Below are 15767 nucleotides of genomic sequence, written 5' to 3' on the forward strand. Positions count from 1 at the left end.
GGTGCGGGCTGCGCCATAGTGCTGAAGGCGTGATTTCGTGCGCACAAGGCATTCGTGCTGTGCCGCCGCCCTGCTCCTGATGTCGTCCGAAAAATCCGAGAGATGGGAAATACATGGCTGACCAGCCGCTGTTCCTGCGCTCGAAAGTCATCGTCGAGCCGCTGATCGACAAATTCTTCGCCTGGCCGTACACCATGGCGCCGGTGCAGTCGGCGATGAATCTCGCGTTCCTTCAGGTGCCGCTTCTCGAGTCCTATCTGCAGTCGCCGCAGGTGCACGTCGCGGCCAGCAACAACCCCGAGCTGCGCGGTGGCTACTTCATCAACATCGCGGAGGAGCGCGCCGACGAGGTGCGCGACCTGCTCGCCGCGATCAAGCACGACCGCGCGCACATCCTGCGGTTCGCGGAAGCCGTGGTCGCGGGACAGGAGCTGCTGCGGGCCAACGCCACCGGATTCGACCTGACCCCGCTGTACCCGAAGCTGCCCCCGGAGCTCGGCGGCCTGGTCGAGCTGGCCTACGACACGGACAACCAGGCGCAGATGCGCTTCATGGAGCCGCTCGTCTACAAGAGCGAGGTCTACCAGGAGTCGCGCCAGTCGGTGCAGCTGTCCTTCGAGACCGGCATCGAACGCCCCTTCGTTCTGAGCACCCCGCGTCTCTCCTCGCCGGATGTCATCGAGCTCGACATCCCCTTCCGCCACGACGGCCTCCAGGAACTCTTCAAGGCCCGGGTACGGCCCAGCACACTCGGTCATCTGCGCGAGGCGCTCGGCCTCGACGACGCGCAGGCGAGCCGCCTCTCGGGCATGCTCAGCGAGCAGCCCTCCCTGGCCGAGGACCGGCACATCGAGGGCGGAGGCCGCATCCGCTACTTCGGGCACGCCTGTCTGGTGCTTCAGACTCCGCAGGCCGCAGTCGTCACCGACCCGTTCATCAGCGCCGACAGCTCCGCCGGGGACCGCTACACCCTTGACGACCTGCCGGACTTCATCGACCTCGTGGTGATCACCCACGGCCACCAGGACCACATCGTCCTGGAGACGCTGCTTCAGCTGCGCGGCCGGGTCGGGGCGATCGTGGTGCCGCGCTCCTCGCGCGGAAACCTGGCCGACCCGTCGATGGCGCTCATGCTCAAGAACCAGGGCTTCCCCGTGATCGAGGTCGACGACTTCGACGAGGTCGAGTTCCCCGGCGGCAAGGTGACCGCGACGCCGTTCCTCGGCGAGCACTGCGACCTCGACATCCGCGCCAAGTCCACGTACTGGGTCGAACTGGCCGGCAAGAAGGTCTTCGTCGGCGCCGACTCCTCCGGCATCGATCCGATGCTGTACCGGTACATCAAGCAGCACCTGGGCACCGCCGACTACGCCTTCCTCGGCATGGAGTGCGACGGCGCCCCGCTGACCTGGCTGTACCAGGCACTGCTCACCATCCCGATCACCAAGAAGATGAGCAACTCCCGCAAGCTGTCCGGGTCGAACGCCGAGCAGGCCGGCGCCATCATGACGGAGCTGGAGGCCAAAGAGGCGTACGTGTACGCCATGGGCGAGGAGCCCTGGCTGGGCCACGTAATGGCGACGACGTACACGGAGGACACCTACCAGATCAAGCAGATCAACGAGTTCCTGACTTGGTGCAAGGACCGCGACATCAAGGCGGGCCACCTGTACGGCCAGCAGGAATGGCGCTGGTAGGCATGGCCGCCGTGACCCTGCGGAAAGAGGAGCTGCACGCCAGCGTCGGCGACCCGGTGCTCGACACGATGAACTTCCTCAACGAGATCACGCATCGCTACCCCAAGGCGATCTCGTTCGCACCGGGCCGCCCGTACGACGGCTTCTTCGACGTCGAGGAGATCTTCACGCACATCCGCCGCTACCTGGACCACTTGGAGCAGGGCGGGGCCACACCCGGCGAGATCCGAAGCGCGATGTTCCAGTACGGCCCGACCAGCGGCCAGATCCGGGCGCTGATCGCGGACTCGCTGCGCAAGGAGGAGAACATCGATGTGCGGCCCGAGTCCATCGTGGTCACAGTGGGCTGCCAGGAGGGGATGTTCCTGGCGCTGCGCGCGCTGATCGCCGGGCCGGACGACGCGCTCCTCGTCTCCAGCCCCTGTTACGTGGGGATCACCGGAGCCGCCCGGCTGCTCGGCATCGAGCCGACCCCGGTCGAGGAGGGCCAGGACGGCTTCCGCTGCGCCGACCTCGAAGCCGCGCTCGACGCGGAACGGGCGCGCGGCCGCCGTCCGCGTGCCTTCTATGTGGTCCCGGACTACTCGAACCCCTCAGGGACCACCATGTCCCTGGAGGAACGCCACGCGCTGCTCGAACTCGCGGCCCGTGAGGACCTCCTCGTCCTGGAGGACAGCCCCTACCGGCTGGTCAGCCCCGGACGGCAGCTGCCCACCCTCAAGTCCCTCGACCGGGAGCAGCGGGTCGTCCATCTGGGCTCCTATTCCAAGACCCTGTTTCCCGGTGCGCGGGTGGGCTTCGCCGTCGCCGATCAGCGAGTCGTCGACAAGGACGGCAGCCCCGGGCTCCTCGCGGACGAACTCACCAAGATCAAGAGCATGGTCACGGTGAACACCTCGCCGCTCAGCCAGGCCGTGGTGGCAGGCATGCTGCTCGCCGCCGACGGCCGGACCTCCGAGCTCAACACCGAGACGTCCGCGTACTACGGCGAAGCGATGCGGGCCATCCTGGCGCGGCTCGACGAGTGCTTCCCGCAGCAGGACAGGGACGCCCTCGGCGTCCGCTGGAACAGGCCGGACGGTGGCTTCTTCCTGACGGTCGACGTCCCCTTCCGCACGGACAGCGCCGCGCTGATGCGCTCGGCGGAGGACCACGGCGTGATCTGGACGCCCATGTCCTACTTCTATCCCCGGGGCGGCGGCGAGCACAGCCTGCGACTGTCCGTCAGCTACCTGACGCAGGCCGAAATCTCCGAGGGCGTCGCCCGCCTCGCCCAGTTCATCAAGTCCGAAACCACGAAGGCCGGTTGATCCCGACGCGCCGGCACACACGGAAAGCGAGTCCAGTGTCAGCAGTGATACGTCTCATCCGCAGCAGGCCGCGTATGTGGGGGTGGAAATATCGATGACCGTCGACTTGAACGCTCCCGGTACCGGCTTGCTCGACCTACCGATCACGGAACCGAAGAAGAGCCTGGGCGCCACCCGGATCATGAGTGTCGGCACCGCCGTCACCGATCAGTCGTACTCCCAGCAAGAGCTCCTCGACATCTTCGACATCACGGACCCCAAGGTTCGTTCGGTCTTCCTCAACAGCTCGATCGAGCGGCGCTTCCTCACCGTCCCGTCCAGGGACCGCGACGGCGCCGTGCTCCCCGAGGCCCAGGGTGAACTCCTCGCCAAGCACAAGCGGCTCGCCCTGGACATGGGTGCCCGCGCCGTGCGGACCTGCCTGGAGAACGCCGGCATCGACCTCGCGGACATCGACTACCTGTGCTGCACCACCACCACCGGATTCCTCACCCCCGGCCTCAGCGCCCACCTGATCCGCGACATGGGCTTCCTGCCCAGGACCAGCCGCGTCGACGTGGTGGGCATGGGCTGCAACGCGGGGCTCAACGCCCTCAACACCACCTCCAGCTGGGCCATGGCCAACCCCGGCAAAGTCGCCGTCATGCTGTGCGCGGAGGCCTGCTCGGCCGCGTACGTCATCGACGGGACGATGCGCACCGCAGTCGTCAACAGCCTGTTCGGCGACGGAGCGGCCGCGATCGCCCTGACCGCGGATCCGCCGGACGCCGCCCACGGCGGCCCCTCCGACGCCGCGCCCGAGCCGGGCGGCCCGCGCATCCTCGGCTTCGCCAGCCACCTCATCACCGATGCCATCGGCGCGATGCGTTACGACTGGGACGACGAGCAGGGCAAGTTCAGCTTCTACCTCGACCCCGAGGTCCCCTATGTCGTCGGCGCCAACGCGGAACAGGTCGTGGACCGTCTGCTCGCGGGTGCCGGACTGCGGCGCAGCGACATAGCCCACTGGCTCGTGCACTCCGGCGGCAAGAAGGTGATCGACGCGGTGCGCGTCAACCTCCGTCTCACCCGCCATGATGTGCGGCACACCACCGGAGTCCTGCGGGACTACGGCAACGTGTCGAGCGGCTCGTTCCTCTTCTCCTACGAGCGACTGCTCCAGGAGGGGGCCGCCAAGACCGGCGACTACGGCCTCCTGATGACCATGGGCCCCGGCTCGACCATCGAAACTGCGCTGGTGCAGTGGTGACTACGGAGCAGGTGAAGGACATCATGAAACCCACACCGGCTGCCGAAGCGCAGCCCGGGCACGAGGATCTCACGCTGCGGATCGACGGGCGGCAACCCCTGTCGGCCGAGGTCGTGGCGGCGGTCGGCGCCGTCTGCGACAGCGCCGAGGACCGTGCGGGACAGGCCAGAATCATCGTCGAGGTGTCAGGGGTCCCGCAGACATCGTGGGCGAACGAGCTGACGGTGTCCCTGGTGAGCAAGTGGGAACGCGCACTGCGTCGCCTGGAACGCCTGCCCGCGACCACGATCGCGGTCGCCGACGGCGACTGCGGCGGACCGGCCCTGGACGTACTGCTCGCCACTGACTACCGCATCGCGACCCGCTCCCTACGCCTGGTCGTGCCCGTCGAGAGCGGGGCGACCTGGCCCGGCATGGCCCTGTACCGGCTGGCCGGCCACGGAGCGAACGCCGCCGCGATCCGCCGCGCGGTGCTCTACGGCACCCCTGTCGAGGCGGCCGACGCCCTGGCCCTGCACCTGGTCGACGAGCTGACGGACGAGGTGCCACGGGCGCTGTCGCTGGCCGCCGAGCGGGCCGGTGCCGTATCGGGCACCGAGCTGGCCATCCGGCGGCAGCTGATGCTCGACGCCTCCGTCACCAGCTTCGAGGACGCGCTCGGCGTGCACCTGGCAGCCTGCGACCGTGTCCTGCGCGGCGCCACGACGGGGGTGGACGCGTGACCCCCGGCGAGGTGCGCGACGAACTGCGCGAGGTGCGCTCCGCGCTGCCCGAGGCCCGGCAGGCCATGGTGAGGACCGCGGCGCGCACCGGGACCCTGCTGGCGGACCTGCCCGGGCCGGAGGACCGCACACCGCAGCAGCGCGCCGTCGCGCAGGCGGCGGGCGACGCCATGCGGAACCTGCGCGCCGCGTTCATGGGCACGCACGGGGACGCGGTCTACGACGAGCTGACCGATGGCCGGACCCGCCATCTGCGCGTGGGAGAACTGGCGGACGCGGCCGCGGCGGCCTTTCCCGGTCTCGTCCCCACCACCGAGCAGCTCGCCGTCGAACTCAGCCGTCCGCAGGCGCACAAAGAGGGCCACGAGATCGACCAGGGCATCTTCTTCAGCCGGGTGCTCCGTTCGCCGCTCGCCGGCCCGCACCTGCTCGACGCGATGCTGCTCCCGACCTCGCGCGCACGCACCCTCCTGCCGCGGTTCGTCGAGACGGGAAGCGTCGACCTGGGCTCGGTGCGTCTGGAGCGCACCGGCGCCGTGGCACGCCTCACCATGTGCCGCGACGACGCCCTGAACGCGGAGGACAACGCGCAGGTCGACGACATGGAGACCGCCGTCGACCTCGCCCTGCTCGACCCGTCCGTCGAGGTCGGTCTGTTGCGCGGCGGCGAGATGACCCACCCCCGCTACCGGGGGCGGCGGGTGTTCAGCGCGGGCATCAACCTCAAGGCCCTGCACAGCGGCGACATTTCACTGGTCGACTTCCTGCTCCGTCGCGAACTGGGCTACATCCACAAGCTCGTACGGGGAATCCTCAGCGACGAGGAGACGAACTGGCGGGCACGGACCGTCGAGAAGCCCTGGGTCGCCGTCGTCGACTCCTTCGCGATCGGTGGCGGAGCCCAGCTGCTGCTCGCCTTCGATCACGTCATCGCCGCCTCGGACGCCTACTTCAGCCTCCCCGCCGCGGAGGAGGGAATCATCCCCGGCGCCGCCAACTACCGGCTGACCCGGTCCACGGGGCCCCGGCTTTCCCGGCAGGTCATCCTGGAAGGGCGGCGGATATGGGCGAGTGAGCCCGCCGCCCGGCTGGTGGTGGACGAGGTGCACGACCACGCCGAGCTGGACCTTGCCGTGGAGCGCAGCGTCGAGCGTCTGCGGGGCAGTGCGGTGCTCGCCAACCGGCGGATGCTGAATCTCGCGGACGATCCCCCGGACGAGTTCCGCCGGTACATGGCCGAGTTCGCACTCCAGCAGGCCCTGCGGCTCTACAGTTCCGACGTCATCGACAAGGTCGGCCGGTTCTCCGCCGCCGCCGGGACCAAGGACGGGCGATCGGGGTGATCGGCGGCGGGGACTCCGGCATCCGGTACGAGAAGAAGGACCACGTCGCCCGCATCACGCTGGACCGGCCCTCGGTGCTGAACGCGATGAACCTGCGCATGCACGAGGAGCTTGCGCTCGTCTGGGACGACGTCGAGGCCGACGACGAGATCCGGGTCGCGGTCCTCACCGGTGCGGGCGACCGCTCCTTCACGGTCGGGCAGGACCTGCGGGAGCGGGCCCGGCTCGACCGTGAAGGAGCGGCGCCGACCACGTTCGGCAGCCGGGGCCAGCCCGGCTGGCCCCGGCTGACCGACCGGTTCGATCTGTCCAAACCCGTCATCGCCCGCGTCAACGGATACGCACTGGGCGGCGGTTTCGAACTGGCCCTGGCCTGCGATCTCATCGTCGCCGGCGACCAGGCGGTCTTCGCCCTGCCGGAAGCCACCCTGGGGCTGGTGCCCGGAGCGGGCGGAGCTTTCCGGCTGGCGCGGCAGCTGCCGCTCAAAACCGCCATGGGGTACCTGCTGACCGGGCGTCGATTGAGCGCCGCCGAAGCGCTCCGGTTCGGACTCGTCAACGACGTGGTACCGGCGGAGCAGCTCGACGAGAGCGTCGCGGCCTGGACCGACGCCCTGCTGCGCAGCGGCCCGCTGGCCGTGCGGGCCATCAAGGAGGCCGTACTGCGGTCGCTGGACATGCCGCTCGAAGAGGCCTTCGTCGCGTCGTACGCCTGGGAGGAGAAGCGGCGGCGCAGTGATGACGCGGTCGAGGGTCCCCGGGCCTTCGCGCAGCGGCGTGAACCCGTGTGGCGCGGTGCGTGACACACCCCCGTCGGCGTACACCCGCAAGCTGATTTCCGGCCGGCGGGTGTCCGCCCGCGGGCTGATGACCGCTGCCGGTCGCCGCTCTAGGATCGGGCCGTGGAAGAACGTATGCCGCGCCCCCCACTCCTGGGCCGGATGACACCGCGCGCCTGGACGACGGTGATGTGGTGCCTGGCCGCCGCGATGGTCGTCCTGCTGTTCACCATGATCACACCCACCATGTCACCGGTCTTCGTCCGGCCGCGACAGCGCTATCACCTGGACATCTGGGTCAGGATCGGCATGGCCGTCCTCATGGCGCTGCCCATCGGTCTGGCCCGCCTCCGGCCGGTGCCGGTACTCGGCCTGGTCCTGGCCGAGTCGACCGTGATCGCGATGCTCAGGCAGCCGACGTGGCCGATGCTGTGCGTAACCGTGGTGCTGATCGGCTACATCGCGGTCATCCGCCCCCGCCGTGTGGTGGCGGGCGCCGCCGTCCTCACGCTGTTCGTGTGGTCCGCGCAATGGGGGGCGCTGTCGACCGGCAGTTGGCTGTATCTGCTCGCCGTCAAGCCCGGCTATGCCGCCCTGCTCATCGTCATCGCCTGGTCGGTCGGCAACTCGATCCACCAGCGACGCCGGTATGCCGAGGCGCTGCGCAAACAGGCGGCCAACCAGGCGGTCGTGGACGAACGGCTGCGGATCGCCCGGGAGCTGCACGACATGGTCGCCCACAGCATCGGCATCATCGCGATTCAGGCCGGTGCGGTGAACCGTGTCATCGACGCCCAGACGCCGGAAGTGCGCGATGCACTGAACGCCATAGAGAACACCAGCAGGGAGACTCTCGCCGGGCTCCGGCACACCCTCGGCATGCTCCGCGAAACCGACCCGGACTCCACGGAATCCGTTCGTTCACCGGGCCTGGAGAACGTCGACCAGCTCGCAAGGACCGCGGCCGACGCCGGGATCCGTGTTCAGGTGAACTGGCAGGGGCGGCGGCGTCAGCTTCCCGCCGATATCGATCTCTCCGCATTCCGGATCATTCAGGAGTCCGTGACCAACGTGGTGCGACATTCGGGCAGCGACGACTGTCAGGTAAACGTGGAATTCCGGGACGCCGAACTGACCATCGAGGTCGTGGACGACGGCCGTGAACACCGCATGACGGGAGCCGGCTACGGCATCGCCGGAATGCGTGAACGCGTCGGCCTGCTGCACGGCCACTTCCAGGCCGGTCCCCGGCCCGAAGGCGGGTTCCGGGTGGAAGCGAGGCTGCCGGTATGACCATTCGTCTCCTGCTCGCCGACGACCAGCCGCTGGTCCTCTCCGGCCTCCGCATGGTGATCGGCACCGCCCCCGACCTCGAGATCGTGGGAGAGGCGGGCAACGGAGCCCAAGCGGTTCAGCTGTCCAGGGATCTGCGGCCCGACGTCGTGGTGATGGACATCCGTATGCCGGGCATGGACGGCATCGAGGCCACTCGTGTCATCACCGAGGACTCGGGCGACGTTCACGTGATCATGCTGACCACGTTCGACGACGACCAGAACGTGTACGGCTCACTGCGCGCCGGGGCCAGCGGGTTCCTGGTGAAGGACACGGCTCTCGACGACCTGCTCACCGCGATCCGCGTGGTCGCCGAGGGCAACGCCCTGATCGCTCCGCACGTCACCCGTCGCCTCATCGAGGAATTCGCCAGCCGCCCCGAGCCCACCAGGAGTCCTGTGCACCGCGAGCAGCTGCTCGCCGGCACCACCGAGAGGGAACGGGAAGTCCTCACCCTGATCGGGCGCGGCCTGTCCAACGGCGAGATCTCCACCACGCTGTTCATCGGCATGGCCACGGCCAAGACCCATGTGGCGCGGCTGATGAGCAAGCTGGGAGCCCGCGACCGGATCCAGCTGGTCATCATCGCCTACGAGGCCGGTCTGGTCTCGGTGTCCCGCTGACGTCCGAACCCGGTTCAGCAGAGGTCGACCCCCGCACGCGGTACGGGGGTCGACAAGGACGACCGGGGCGGGTGCCCCGACGGGGGATTGGAGGGGTGCCCGCCCCGGTCGTCGGCCCGGTGGTCGTCAGTCCGAGGCGATGGCCCCCAGAACGTTCATGCGGCCGGCGCGGAACGCGGGCACGAGGGCGGCCAGCAGACCGACCACAGCGGAGAGCACCAGGACCGCCGCGATGGTGACGACCGGCACGGACAGCAACTGCAGTCCCTGCCCCTTCATCAGCCGCTGGGTGCTGATGCCCCAGCAGAGACCGAGCCCGGTGCCGAGCAGCGCGCCGAACAGCGCGATCACCACCGACTCCAGGCGGATCATCCGGCGCAGCTGACGGCGGGAGAGACCGATCGCCCGCAGCAGACCGATCTCACGGGTCCGCTCGACCACCGACAGGGCCAGCGTGTTGATGACCCCGAGCACCGCCACGATGATCGACAGGCCGAGCAGTGCGTAGACCAGGTACAGCAGGGTGTTGACCTGATTCAGATAGAGCGCCTTGAAGCCCGCCTGGTCCTGCACGGTCAGTTGCGGATAGCCGTCGAGCGCCTTCTGCAGCGCGTCGTACGTCTCGTCCTTGTCGGCTCCGGAGGCCGCCGCGCCGTAGAAGCCGGTGTCGGCCGGCATCTGTGCGGCGGGGATGGCACGGGCGACGGTCGGAATCCCGATGTAGAACTGTTTGTCGAAGAGGGTGCTGCCCGCGGTGGTGATCACTTCCACCGGCACGGACTGCTTGTGCCCGTCGCCGTAGTCGATCTCGAGTTTGTCACCGATTTGCAGGTGATGGAGGTCCGCGTAGTCCTCGTCCACCGAGATGCCGCGGGCGATGGCGTCGTCGCCGTTTCCGTCCTTGACGGGGAAGCGGAAGTCCTTCGTGAAGGACTTCGAGACGGCCACCACGGTGAAGTCGTCACTGTCCCCGTCCGGCGTGGTGAGCGTCGCGGGGAGGTGCTTCTCCTGGGTGATGTGGTCGATCCCCTCGGCGGCCTCGGCGGCCTTCAGCATGGCCGGAGTCAGGCCCGCCTGATCGCCTTGGACGAGGTAGTCGGCGCCGAGCGCATCGTCGATCTGCGCGTTGGTCGAGCGGACCATCGAGGAGGAGATCACCGAGACGCCGGTGACCACGGCGAGACCGATCATCAGGGCCGCCGCGGTCGCTCCGGTGCGCCGCGGATTGCGCATCGCATTGCGCTGGGCGAGCTTGCCGGAGGGGCCGAACACGGCCGGAAGGACCGCACCCAGAGCTCGGACGACGCCCGTGGCGAGGACGGGGCCCAGCACCACGAAGCCGATCAGGGTGAGCACCACGCCCGCACCCACGGCCGGTGAGGAACCCGCACCGCCGGCACCGTACGCGAGGAGAACACCACCGAGCAGCGACAGGAGCAGGCCGAATCCGGCCCGGGTCCTCGTGGTGGCCCTGTCACCCGGAGTGCCGTGCTCGCGCAGCGCGGCCATCGGTGAGAACCGGCCGGCCCGGCGGGCCGGGATCCAGGCGGCGAGGACGGTGACCAGGACGCCCACCGCGTAGGAGGCGATCGGGATGCTCGCGTCGAACTCCAGCGAGGAGGAGATCTTCATTCCCGCCCGCCCCATCAGCACGATCAGGAGCTGTGCGACGCCCAGACCGGCCAGCATACCGAGCGTGGAGCCGATGACCGCCAGCAGCAGCGCCTCGACCAGGACCGACAGGTTCACCTGACGACGGCTGCCACCGAGGGCGCGCAGCAGGCCGATCTCCCGGGTGCGCTGGGCCACCAGCATGGAGAAGGTGTTGACGATCAGGAAACCGCCGACGAGCAGCGAGATACCGGCGAAACCGAGCATCAGGTACTTCATGAACGTGAGGTAGCTGCCGACATCCTTTTCGCCGTCCGCCGTCTGTTCGTCGGCCGTCTTGACATCGAAACCCGTGCCCAGAGCGGCCGTGGCCGAACTCTTGATCCGGTCGTCCGACACACTGCCGTCGCCGAAGGCCGAGACCGACGTGTAGACGTCGGAGGCGCCGAGGAGATCCTGCTGCGCGGTGGGGACATCAAGATAGGCCAGTCCGGAACCGGGATTGGTGCCCTTGAAGGTGGTGATGCCGGAGACGGTGTAGTCGAAGGTGCCGAAGGAATTGATCACCTGGACCCGGTCACCGATGTCGATGCCGGAGTGGTCGGCGGTGTCCGCGTCGATCATCATCTGACCGGACCCGGACGGCGCCTTGCCCGAAGTGATCTCCATGGGGGAGCGAGGCGAGGGGACCCAGGCGCCGATCACGGTCGAGGAGCCGCCGACCGGTCCGGCCGGCTTGTTGGTTCTGGGATTGATCAGGGTGGCGTTGGTGACGGAGATCTCGCCCGCGGCACTCTTCACCCCGGGCAGAGCGGTGACCGTCCGCACCGAAGAGGCGGGAAGCGTCAGAGGCTTCGCGCCCTGTTGCGTCCCAGCGACCTCCTTGGCCGGTGTTCTGGTGATCAGGACGTCGGGGGCCGTGGAGGAGAAGAGCCGGTCGAAGGTCTTGGAAGCGGTGGTGGAGAAGACCAGGGTCCCCGCGACGAAGGCGACGGAGAGGACGACCGCGACGAGGGACAGCACCAGGCGGCCCTTGTGCGCGAGGAAGCTCCGCAGAGAGGTCTTGAGCAGCATGGGTTCGAGCCGCCGTTCAGCTGGTGCGCTTGCCGTCGAAGCGGCCCATGCGATCCAGCACGGAATCGGCGGTCGGCGACGACATCTCGTCCACGATCCGGCCGTCGGCGAGAAAGAGCACCCGGTCCGCGTAGCTCGCCGCCACGGGGTCGTGGGTGACCATGACGATGGTCTGCTGCAACTCGTCGACCGAGCGGCGCAGGAAGGTCAAAAGCTCGGCACCGGACCGCGAGTCGAGGTTCCCGGTCGGTTCGTCACCGAAGATGATCTCGGGACGCGAGGCGAGCGCTCGGGCCACGGCGACCCGCTGTTGCTGACCTCCGGAGAGCTGGGCCGGCCGGTGGCCGAGCCGGTCGGCCAGACCGACGGTCTCCACGATCTTCTCGAGCCAGGACCGGTCCGGCTTGCGGCCGGCGATGTCCATCGGCAGCGTGATGTTCTCCAGCGCGTTCAGTGTCGGGAGCAGATTGAAGGCCTGGAAGACGAAGCCGATCTTGTCCCGGCGCAACTTGGTCAGCTCCCGGTCCTTGAGGCCGGTGATTTCCATGGCGCCGATCCAGATGCGGCCTTCGCTCACCGTGTCGAGGCCCGCGAGGCAGTGCATGAGCGTCGACTTGCCCGAGCCGGACGGTCCCATGATGGCGGTGAACCGGCCGAGGGCGATGTCTACATCGACCGCGTCGAGCGCGGTGACCCGGGTCTCCCCGGTACCGTAGGCCTTGGTGACCTGCCGCGCGGAGGCGGCGGCATGTGGTCCGCCGGGGCCATGGGGTGCCTCTACGGCCGTGGATACCGTCGTCACTGGATCGCTCCTAGGTGGATGGTTCTCGACTCGACCCAACCACAGGGGCTGAGTCGACCACTTCAACGTAGGACGCGGCCGCGGGGATAATCGTCATCCCGCGGACGGACAGGGATGCTCATCCCACGGACGGAACGGCGCTGCCGGGCTTGGTGTTCAACTGCGCTCCTGCCGCAGTTGAACTCCTGAGGGGCGATGAGGCGATCGCCTTCGACCGCTATTGATCGCCCTCGCCGTACGGTGCCATCGTGACTCGCGACGGAGCGGAGCCGGCGGCGCTCGGCGGCTTCGGTGCGGAGACCGCCTGTCGCTCGCCGCGGAACCTGGCCATCCGATCGGGAACACTGCGCCCTACCACGAGGAGTGCGTCTTGCCCACCACGAGAACAGGCTGGTCATGCCGTTCGTGAACGCCAATGGCATCCGGCTCTCCTACCAGCGCTCGGGAAGCGGCGCACCCGTCCTGTTCATCATGGGCTCGTCGGCGTCCGGCCGGGTCTGGACGACGCATCAGACACCGGCCCTGAACCGGGCCGGATACGAGTGCGTCACCTTCGACAACCGGGGAATCGCGCCGACGGACGCGCCCGAGGGGGACTATGCGCTCGCCGAACTCGTCGCGGACACCAGAGGCCTCATCGAGCAACTGGACCTGGGCCCCTGTCACGTCGTGGGGACCTCGCTCGGCTCGATGATCGCCCAGGAACTGGCCCTGGAGTCACCGGAGTTGATTCGTTCGGCGGTCCTGATCGCGAGCAGAGGGCGGTCGGATGCCTTCCGTCGAGCGCAAATCGAAGCGGAAAAGGCGCTGTTGGGAAGCGCCATCCGGCTGCCGGCCAGGTACGAGGCCGCGAAGACGGTCCAGGAGATGCTCTCTCCGGCGACGCTGAACGACGACGCCGCCGTCACCTCATGGCTGGAGCTCTTCGAGTTGACCGGTGTCGCCAACACCGGCACCGGACAGGCTTCGGCCGTCGAACGACTCGGGGACCGGCGCGAGGCGCTGCGCAACATCACGGTGCCGTGCCGCGCGATCGCCTTCACCGACGATCTCATCTGTCCCCCGCATCTGGTCGCGGAGGTGGCCGACGCCATTCCCGACTGCGACCTCGTGGAAATCGCCGACTGCGGTCACCTCGGATACCTGGAGCGCCCCGACGAGGTCAACTTGGCTCTCATCGAGTTCCTCAACAAGTACTGAGCAGCGTTTCAACGTGTGGCAACGAGAGAGCGAGGCAGGTTTCCGTGTCCATGATGGGTGGCGGGGGTCCCGCGCTGGGCCCGGCAGGGCTACGGCTGGACGACGAATCGATCACTCGGGAGCGGGTCAAGCCCGGGACGGTGCGACGGATCCTGCCGTATGCGAAGAAGTTCCGCTGGCCGCTGGTACTGCTGATGTCGACCACGGTCGTCACCGCGGGCGTCGCGGTCGCCACCCCGCTGATGCTCAAGATGATCATTGACGACGGCATACAGCCCAGCGACCGCTCGTTCGTGGTGTGGATGTGCGTGGCCATCGCCGGCCTGGCCCTGGTGGACGCGCTGGCCGTCTACGTCCAGAGCTGGTGTTCGGGCAGGGTCGGCGAGGGCATCGTGTACGAACTGCGCACGCAGGTGTTCTCGCGCGTGCAGGAACAGCCGCTGGCGTTCTTCACCCGCGCCCAGACCGGCGCCCTGGTCAGCAGGCTCAACGCCGATGTCATCGGCGCCCGGCAGGCCGTCACGACACTTCTCTCCCAGTCGGTCTCCACGCTCCTGACGCTGGTGCTCGTACTGGCCGCGATGTTCTATCTTTCGTGGCAGATCACTCTCGCCGCACTGGTGATGATCCCGCTCTTCCTGATTCCCGTACGGCTGATCGCGCGCCGGCTCCAGCGGCTCACCCGGCAGACGATGCAGCTGGACGCCGAGATGAGCTCGATGATGAACGAGCGGTTCAACGTCTCGGGGGCCATGCTGGCCAAGCTGTACGGCCGTACGGCGGACGAGTCGGATCTGTTCGCGGACAAGGCGGCCCGGGTGCGCGACGTCGCCGCCACCTCGGTCGTCTGGGGACGGGTGCTGTTCATCGTCGTCTCGCTGCTCACCGCCATGACCACTGCCCTGGTCTACGGCCTGGGGGGCATCCTGACCATCTCCGGCACGCTCGAGATCGGCACCCTGGTGGCCATGGTGACGCTGTTGATGCGGCTCTACGGGCCGATCAACCAGCTGACGACGATGCAGTCCACCGCGATGATCGCGCTCGTCAGCTTCGACCGGGTATTCGAGGTGCTCGACCTGAAGCCGATCGTCGCTCAGCGCCCCGACGCCAGGCCGCTGACCGCCCGCAACCACGCGCCCGACATCGAGTTCGACCACGTCTCCTTCCGGTATCCGACCGCCGCGGAGGTGTCCCTCGCCTCGCTGGAGTCGATCGCGCTGCGCAGGGCGGAACGGGCGGACAACGGCTTGACGTTGGAGGAACTGACCTTCCGCGCACCAGCGGGAAGGCTCACGGCTCTGGTCGGCCCCTCCGGTGCCGGCAAGACCACCATCACCCATCTCGTGCCGCGTCTGTACGACCCGACCGCGGGAACCGTGCGCATCGGCGACCACGACATCCGCGACCTGACCCTCCAGTCGCTGCGGGACACCGTCGGCGTCGTCACTCAGGACGCACACCTCTTCCACGACACGCTGCGCGCCAACCTCGCGTACGCCCGCCCGGGAGCGGAGGAGGAGGAACTGGTCGAGGCGTGCAGGGCGGCACTGATCTGGGACACCATCAGCAAACTCCCCGACGGTCTCGACACCGTGGTCGGCGATCGCGGCTACCGCCTCTCCGGCGGTGAGAAGCAGCGGATCGCCCTGGCCAGACTGCTGTTGAAGGCGCCGCCGATCGTCGTCCTCGACGAGGCGACCGCACACCTGGATTCCGAGTCGGAGGCGGCGGTCCAGCGCGCTCTCAAGACCGCCCTGGCCGGCCGTACGTCGCTGGTGATCGCGCACCGTCTCTCCACCGTCCGTGAGGCCGACCAGATCCTGGTCGTCGAAGGTGGCCGGATCGGGGAGAGCGGCACGCACGAGGAGCTGTTGGCCGCAGGCGGCCTCTACGCGGACCTCTACCGCACCCAGTTCGCCGAGCAGCTCCCGGAACGGGCAGCCGAACAGGTCCGGTCGGAGCCCCAACTGGTGGGCCGGGACACGAGTTCCGGGCCCGACGCCGTCTGACCCGAGGTGT

At 68.4% G+C, this 15767-nt stretch carries 12 protein-coding genes; 10 read left to right on the plus strand and 2 right to left on the minus strand.

Features of this window, described 5'->3' with window-relative positions; genetic code table 11:
* Positions 1 to 113: 113 nt before the first annotated feature.
* The 8 genes from ACH4D3_RS39835 to ACH4D3_RS39870 all read left to right on the plus strand — a co-directional run bounded on the left by ACH4D3_RS39835 (position 114) and on the right by ACH4D3_RS39870 (position 9058).
* Positions 114 to 1697, plus strand: a complete 1584-nt coding sequence (locus tag ACH4D3_RS39835) for an MBL fold metallo-hydrolase (RefSeq protein WP_398332660.1) — start codon at positions 114 to 116, stop codon at positions 1695 to 1697.
* A 2-nt stretch (positions 1698 to 1699) separates the two neighbouring features.
* Positions 1700 to 3007, plus strand: a complete 1308-nt coding sequence (locus ACH4D3_RS39840) for a PLP-dependent aminotransferase family protein (RefSeq protein ID WP_398332661.1) — start codon at positions 1700 to 1702, stop codon at positions 3005 to 3007.
* A 94-nt stretch (positions 3008 to 3101) separates the two neighbouring features.
* Positions 3102 to 4256 carry a 3,5-dihydroxyphenylacetyl-CoA synthase DpgA gene (dpgA, locus tag ACH4D3_RS39845; protein WP_398332662.1) on the plus strand — a complete coding sequence of 385 codons (1155 nt, stop codon included), beginning with the start codon at positions 3102 to 3104 and terminating at the stop codon, positions 4254 to 4256.
* Between the two features lie 23 nt (positions 4257 to 4279).
* On the plus strand, positions 4280 to 4978 hold the full coding sequence (gene dpgB, locus ACH4D3_RS39850) for an enoyl-CoA-hydratase DpgB (RefSeq protein WP_398332663.1): 699 nt from the start codon (positions 4280 to 4282) through the stop codon (positions 4976 to 4978).
* Between the two features lie 65 nt (positions 4979 to 5043).
* Complete coding sequence (gene dpgC, locus ACH4D3_RS39855; protein ID WP_398332691.1) at positions 5044 to 6321, plus strand: (3,5-dihydroxyphenyl)acetyl-CoA 1,2-dioxygenase DpgC; 1278 nt, start codon at positions 5044 to 5046, stop codon at positions 6319 to 6321.
* Positions 6318 to 7124, plus strand: a complete 807-nt coding sequence (dpgD, locus tag ACH4D3_RS39860) for an enoyl-CoA-hydratase DpgD (RefSeq protein ID WP_398332664.1) — start codon at positions 6318 to 6320, stop codon at positions 7122 to 7124. The genes dpgC and dpgD overlap by 4 nt, the downstream gene beginning before the upstream one ends.
* Before the next feature lie 138 nt (positions 7125 to 7262).
* Positions 7263 to 8393 carry a sensor histidine kinase gene (locus ACH4D3_RS39865; RefSeq protein ID WP_398332665.1) on the plus strand — a complete coding sequence of 377 codons (1131 nt, stop codon included), beginning with the start codon at positions 7263 to 7265 and terminating at the stop codon, positions 8391 to 8393.
* Positions 8390 to 9058 carry a response regulator gene (locus ACH4D3_RS39870; RefSeq protein ID WP_398332666.1) on the plus strand — a complete coding sequence of 223 codons (669 nt, stop codon included), beginning with the start codon at positions 8390 to 8392 and terminating at the stop codon, positions 9056 to 9058. Before ACH4D3_RS39865 ends, ACH4D3_RS39870 begins: the two co-directional genes overlap by 4 nt.
* A gap of 126 nt (positions 9059 to 9184) precedes the next feature.
* Here ACH4D3_RS39870 and ACH4D3_RS39875 read toward each other — a convergent pair whose 3' ends face one another.
* Both ACH4D3_RS39875 and ACH4D3_RS39880 read right to left on the minus strand, forming a co-directional pair.
* Positions 9185 to 11743 (minus strand): ABC transporter permease, encoded by a 2559-nt coding sequence (locus ACH4D3_RS39875; RefSeq protein WP_398332667.1) that lies wholly within the window; start codon positions 11741 to 11743, stop codon positions 9185 to 9187.
* A gap of 16 nt (positions 11744 to 11759) precedes the next feature.
* The gene (locus ACH4D3_RS39880) at positions 11760 to 12545 is read right to left on the minus strand and encodes an ABC transporter ATP-binding protein (protein WP_398332668.1); all 786 of its coding nucleotides are present in this window, start codon (positions 12543 to 12545) and stop codon (positions 11760 to 11762) included.
* Between the two features lie 396 nt (positions 12546 to 12941).
* Here ACH4D3_RS39880 and ACH4D3_RS39885 point away from each other — a divergent pair, with 396 nt between their 5' ends.
* A complete protein-coding gene (locus ACH4D3_RS39885) occupies positions 12942 to 13745 on the plus strand; it encodes an alpha/beta fold hydrolase (protein WP_398332669.1) in 804 nt (267 codons plus the stop codon).
* Positions 13746 to 13795: 50 nt separating this feature from the next.
* Positions 13796 to 15757 (plus strand): ABC transporter ATP-binding protein, encoded by a 1962-nt coding sequence (locus ACH4D3_RS39890; protein ID WP_398332692.1) that lies wholly within the window; start codon positions 13796 to 13798, stop codon positions 15755 to 15757.
* Positions 15758 to 15767 lie beyond the last annotated feature (10 nt).

Source organism: Streptomyces sp. NPDC018026 (assembly GCF_044327745.1).
In the GTDB taxonomy this organism is placed as follows: Bacteria; Actinomycetota; Actinomycetes; order Streptomycetales; family Streptomycetaceae; genus Streptomyces; species Streptomyces rubrogriseus.

Bases quoted from the DNA above. Each gene is read 5' to 3' on its own strand.
- ACH4D3_RS39835 (WP_398332660.1), top strand. From the start codon at position 114: ATGGCTGACCAGCCGCTGTTCCTGCGCTCGAAAGTCATCGTCGAGCCG.
- ACH4D3_RS39840 (WP_398332661.1), top strand. From the start codon at position 1,700: ATGGCCGCCGTGACCCTGCGGAAAGAGGAGCTGCACGCCAGCGTCGGC.
- dpgA (WP_398332662.1), top strand. From the start codon at position 3,102: ATGACCGTCGACTTGAACGCTCCCGGTACCGGCTTGCTCGACCTACCG.
- dpgB (WP_398332663.1), top strand. From the start codon at position 4,280: ATGAAACCCACACCGGCTGCCGAAGCGCAGCCCGGGCACGAGGATCTC.
- dpgC (WP_398332691.1), top strand. From the start codon at position 5,044: ATGGTGAGGACCGCGGCGCGCACCGGGACCCTGCTGGCGGACCTGCCC.
- ACH4D3_RS39865 (WP_398332665.1), top strand. From the start codon at position 7,263: ATGACACCGCGCGCCTGGACGACGGTGATGTGGTGCCTGGCCGCCGCG.
- ACH4D3_RS39870 (WP_398332666.1), top strand. From the start codon at position 8,390: ATGACCATTCGTCTCCTGCTCGCCGACGACCAGCCGCTGGTCCTCTCC.
- ACH4D3_RS39875 (WP_398332667.1), bottom strand. From the start codon at position 11,743: ATGCTGCTCAAGACCTCTCTGCGGAGCTTCCTCGCGCACAAGGGCCGC.
- ACH4D3_RS39885 (WP_398332669.1), top strand. From the start codon at position 12,942: ATGCCGTTCGTGAACGCCAATGGCATCCGGCTCTCCTACCAGCGCTCG.
- ACH4D3_RS39890 (WP_398332692.1), top strand. From the start codon at position 13,796: ATGATGGGTGGCGGGGGTCCCGCGCTGGGCCCGGCAGGGCTACGGCTG.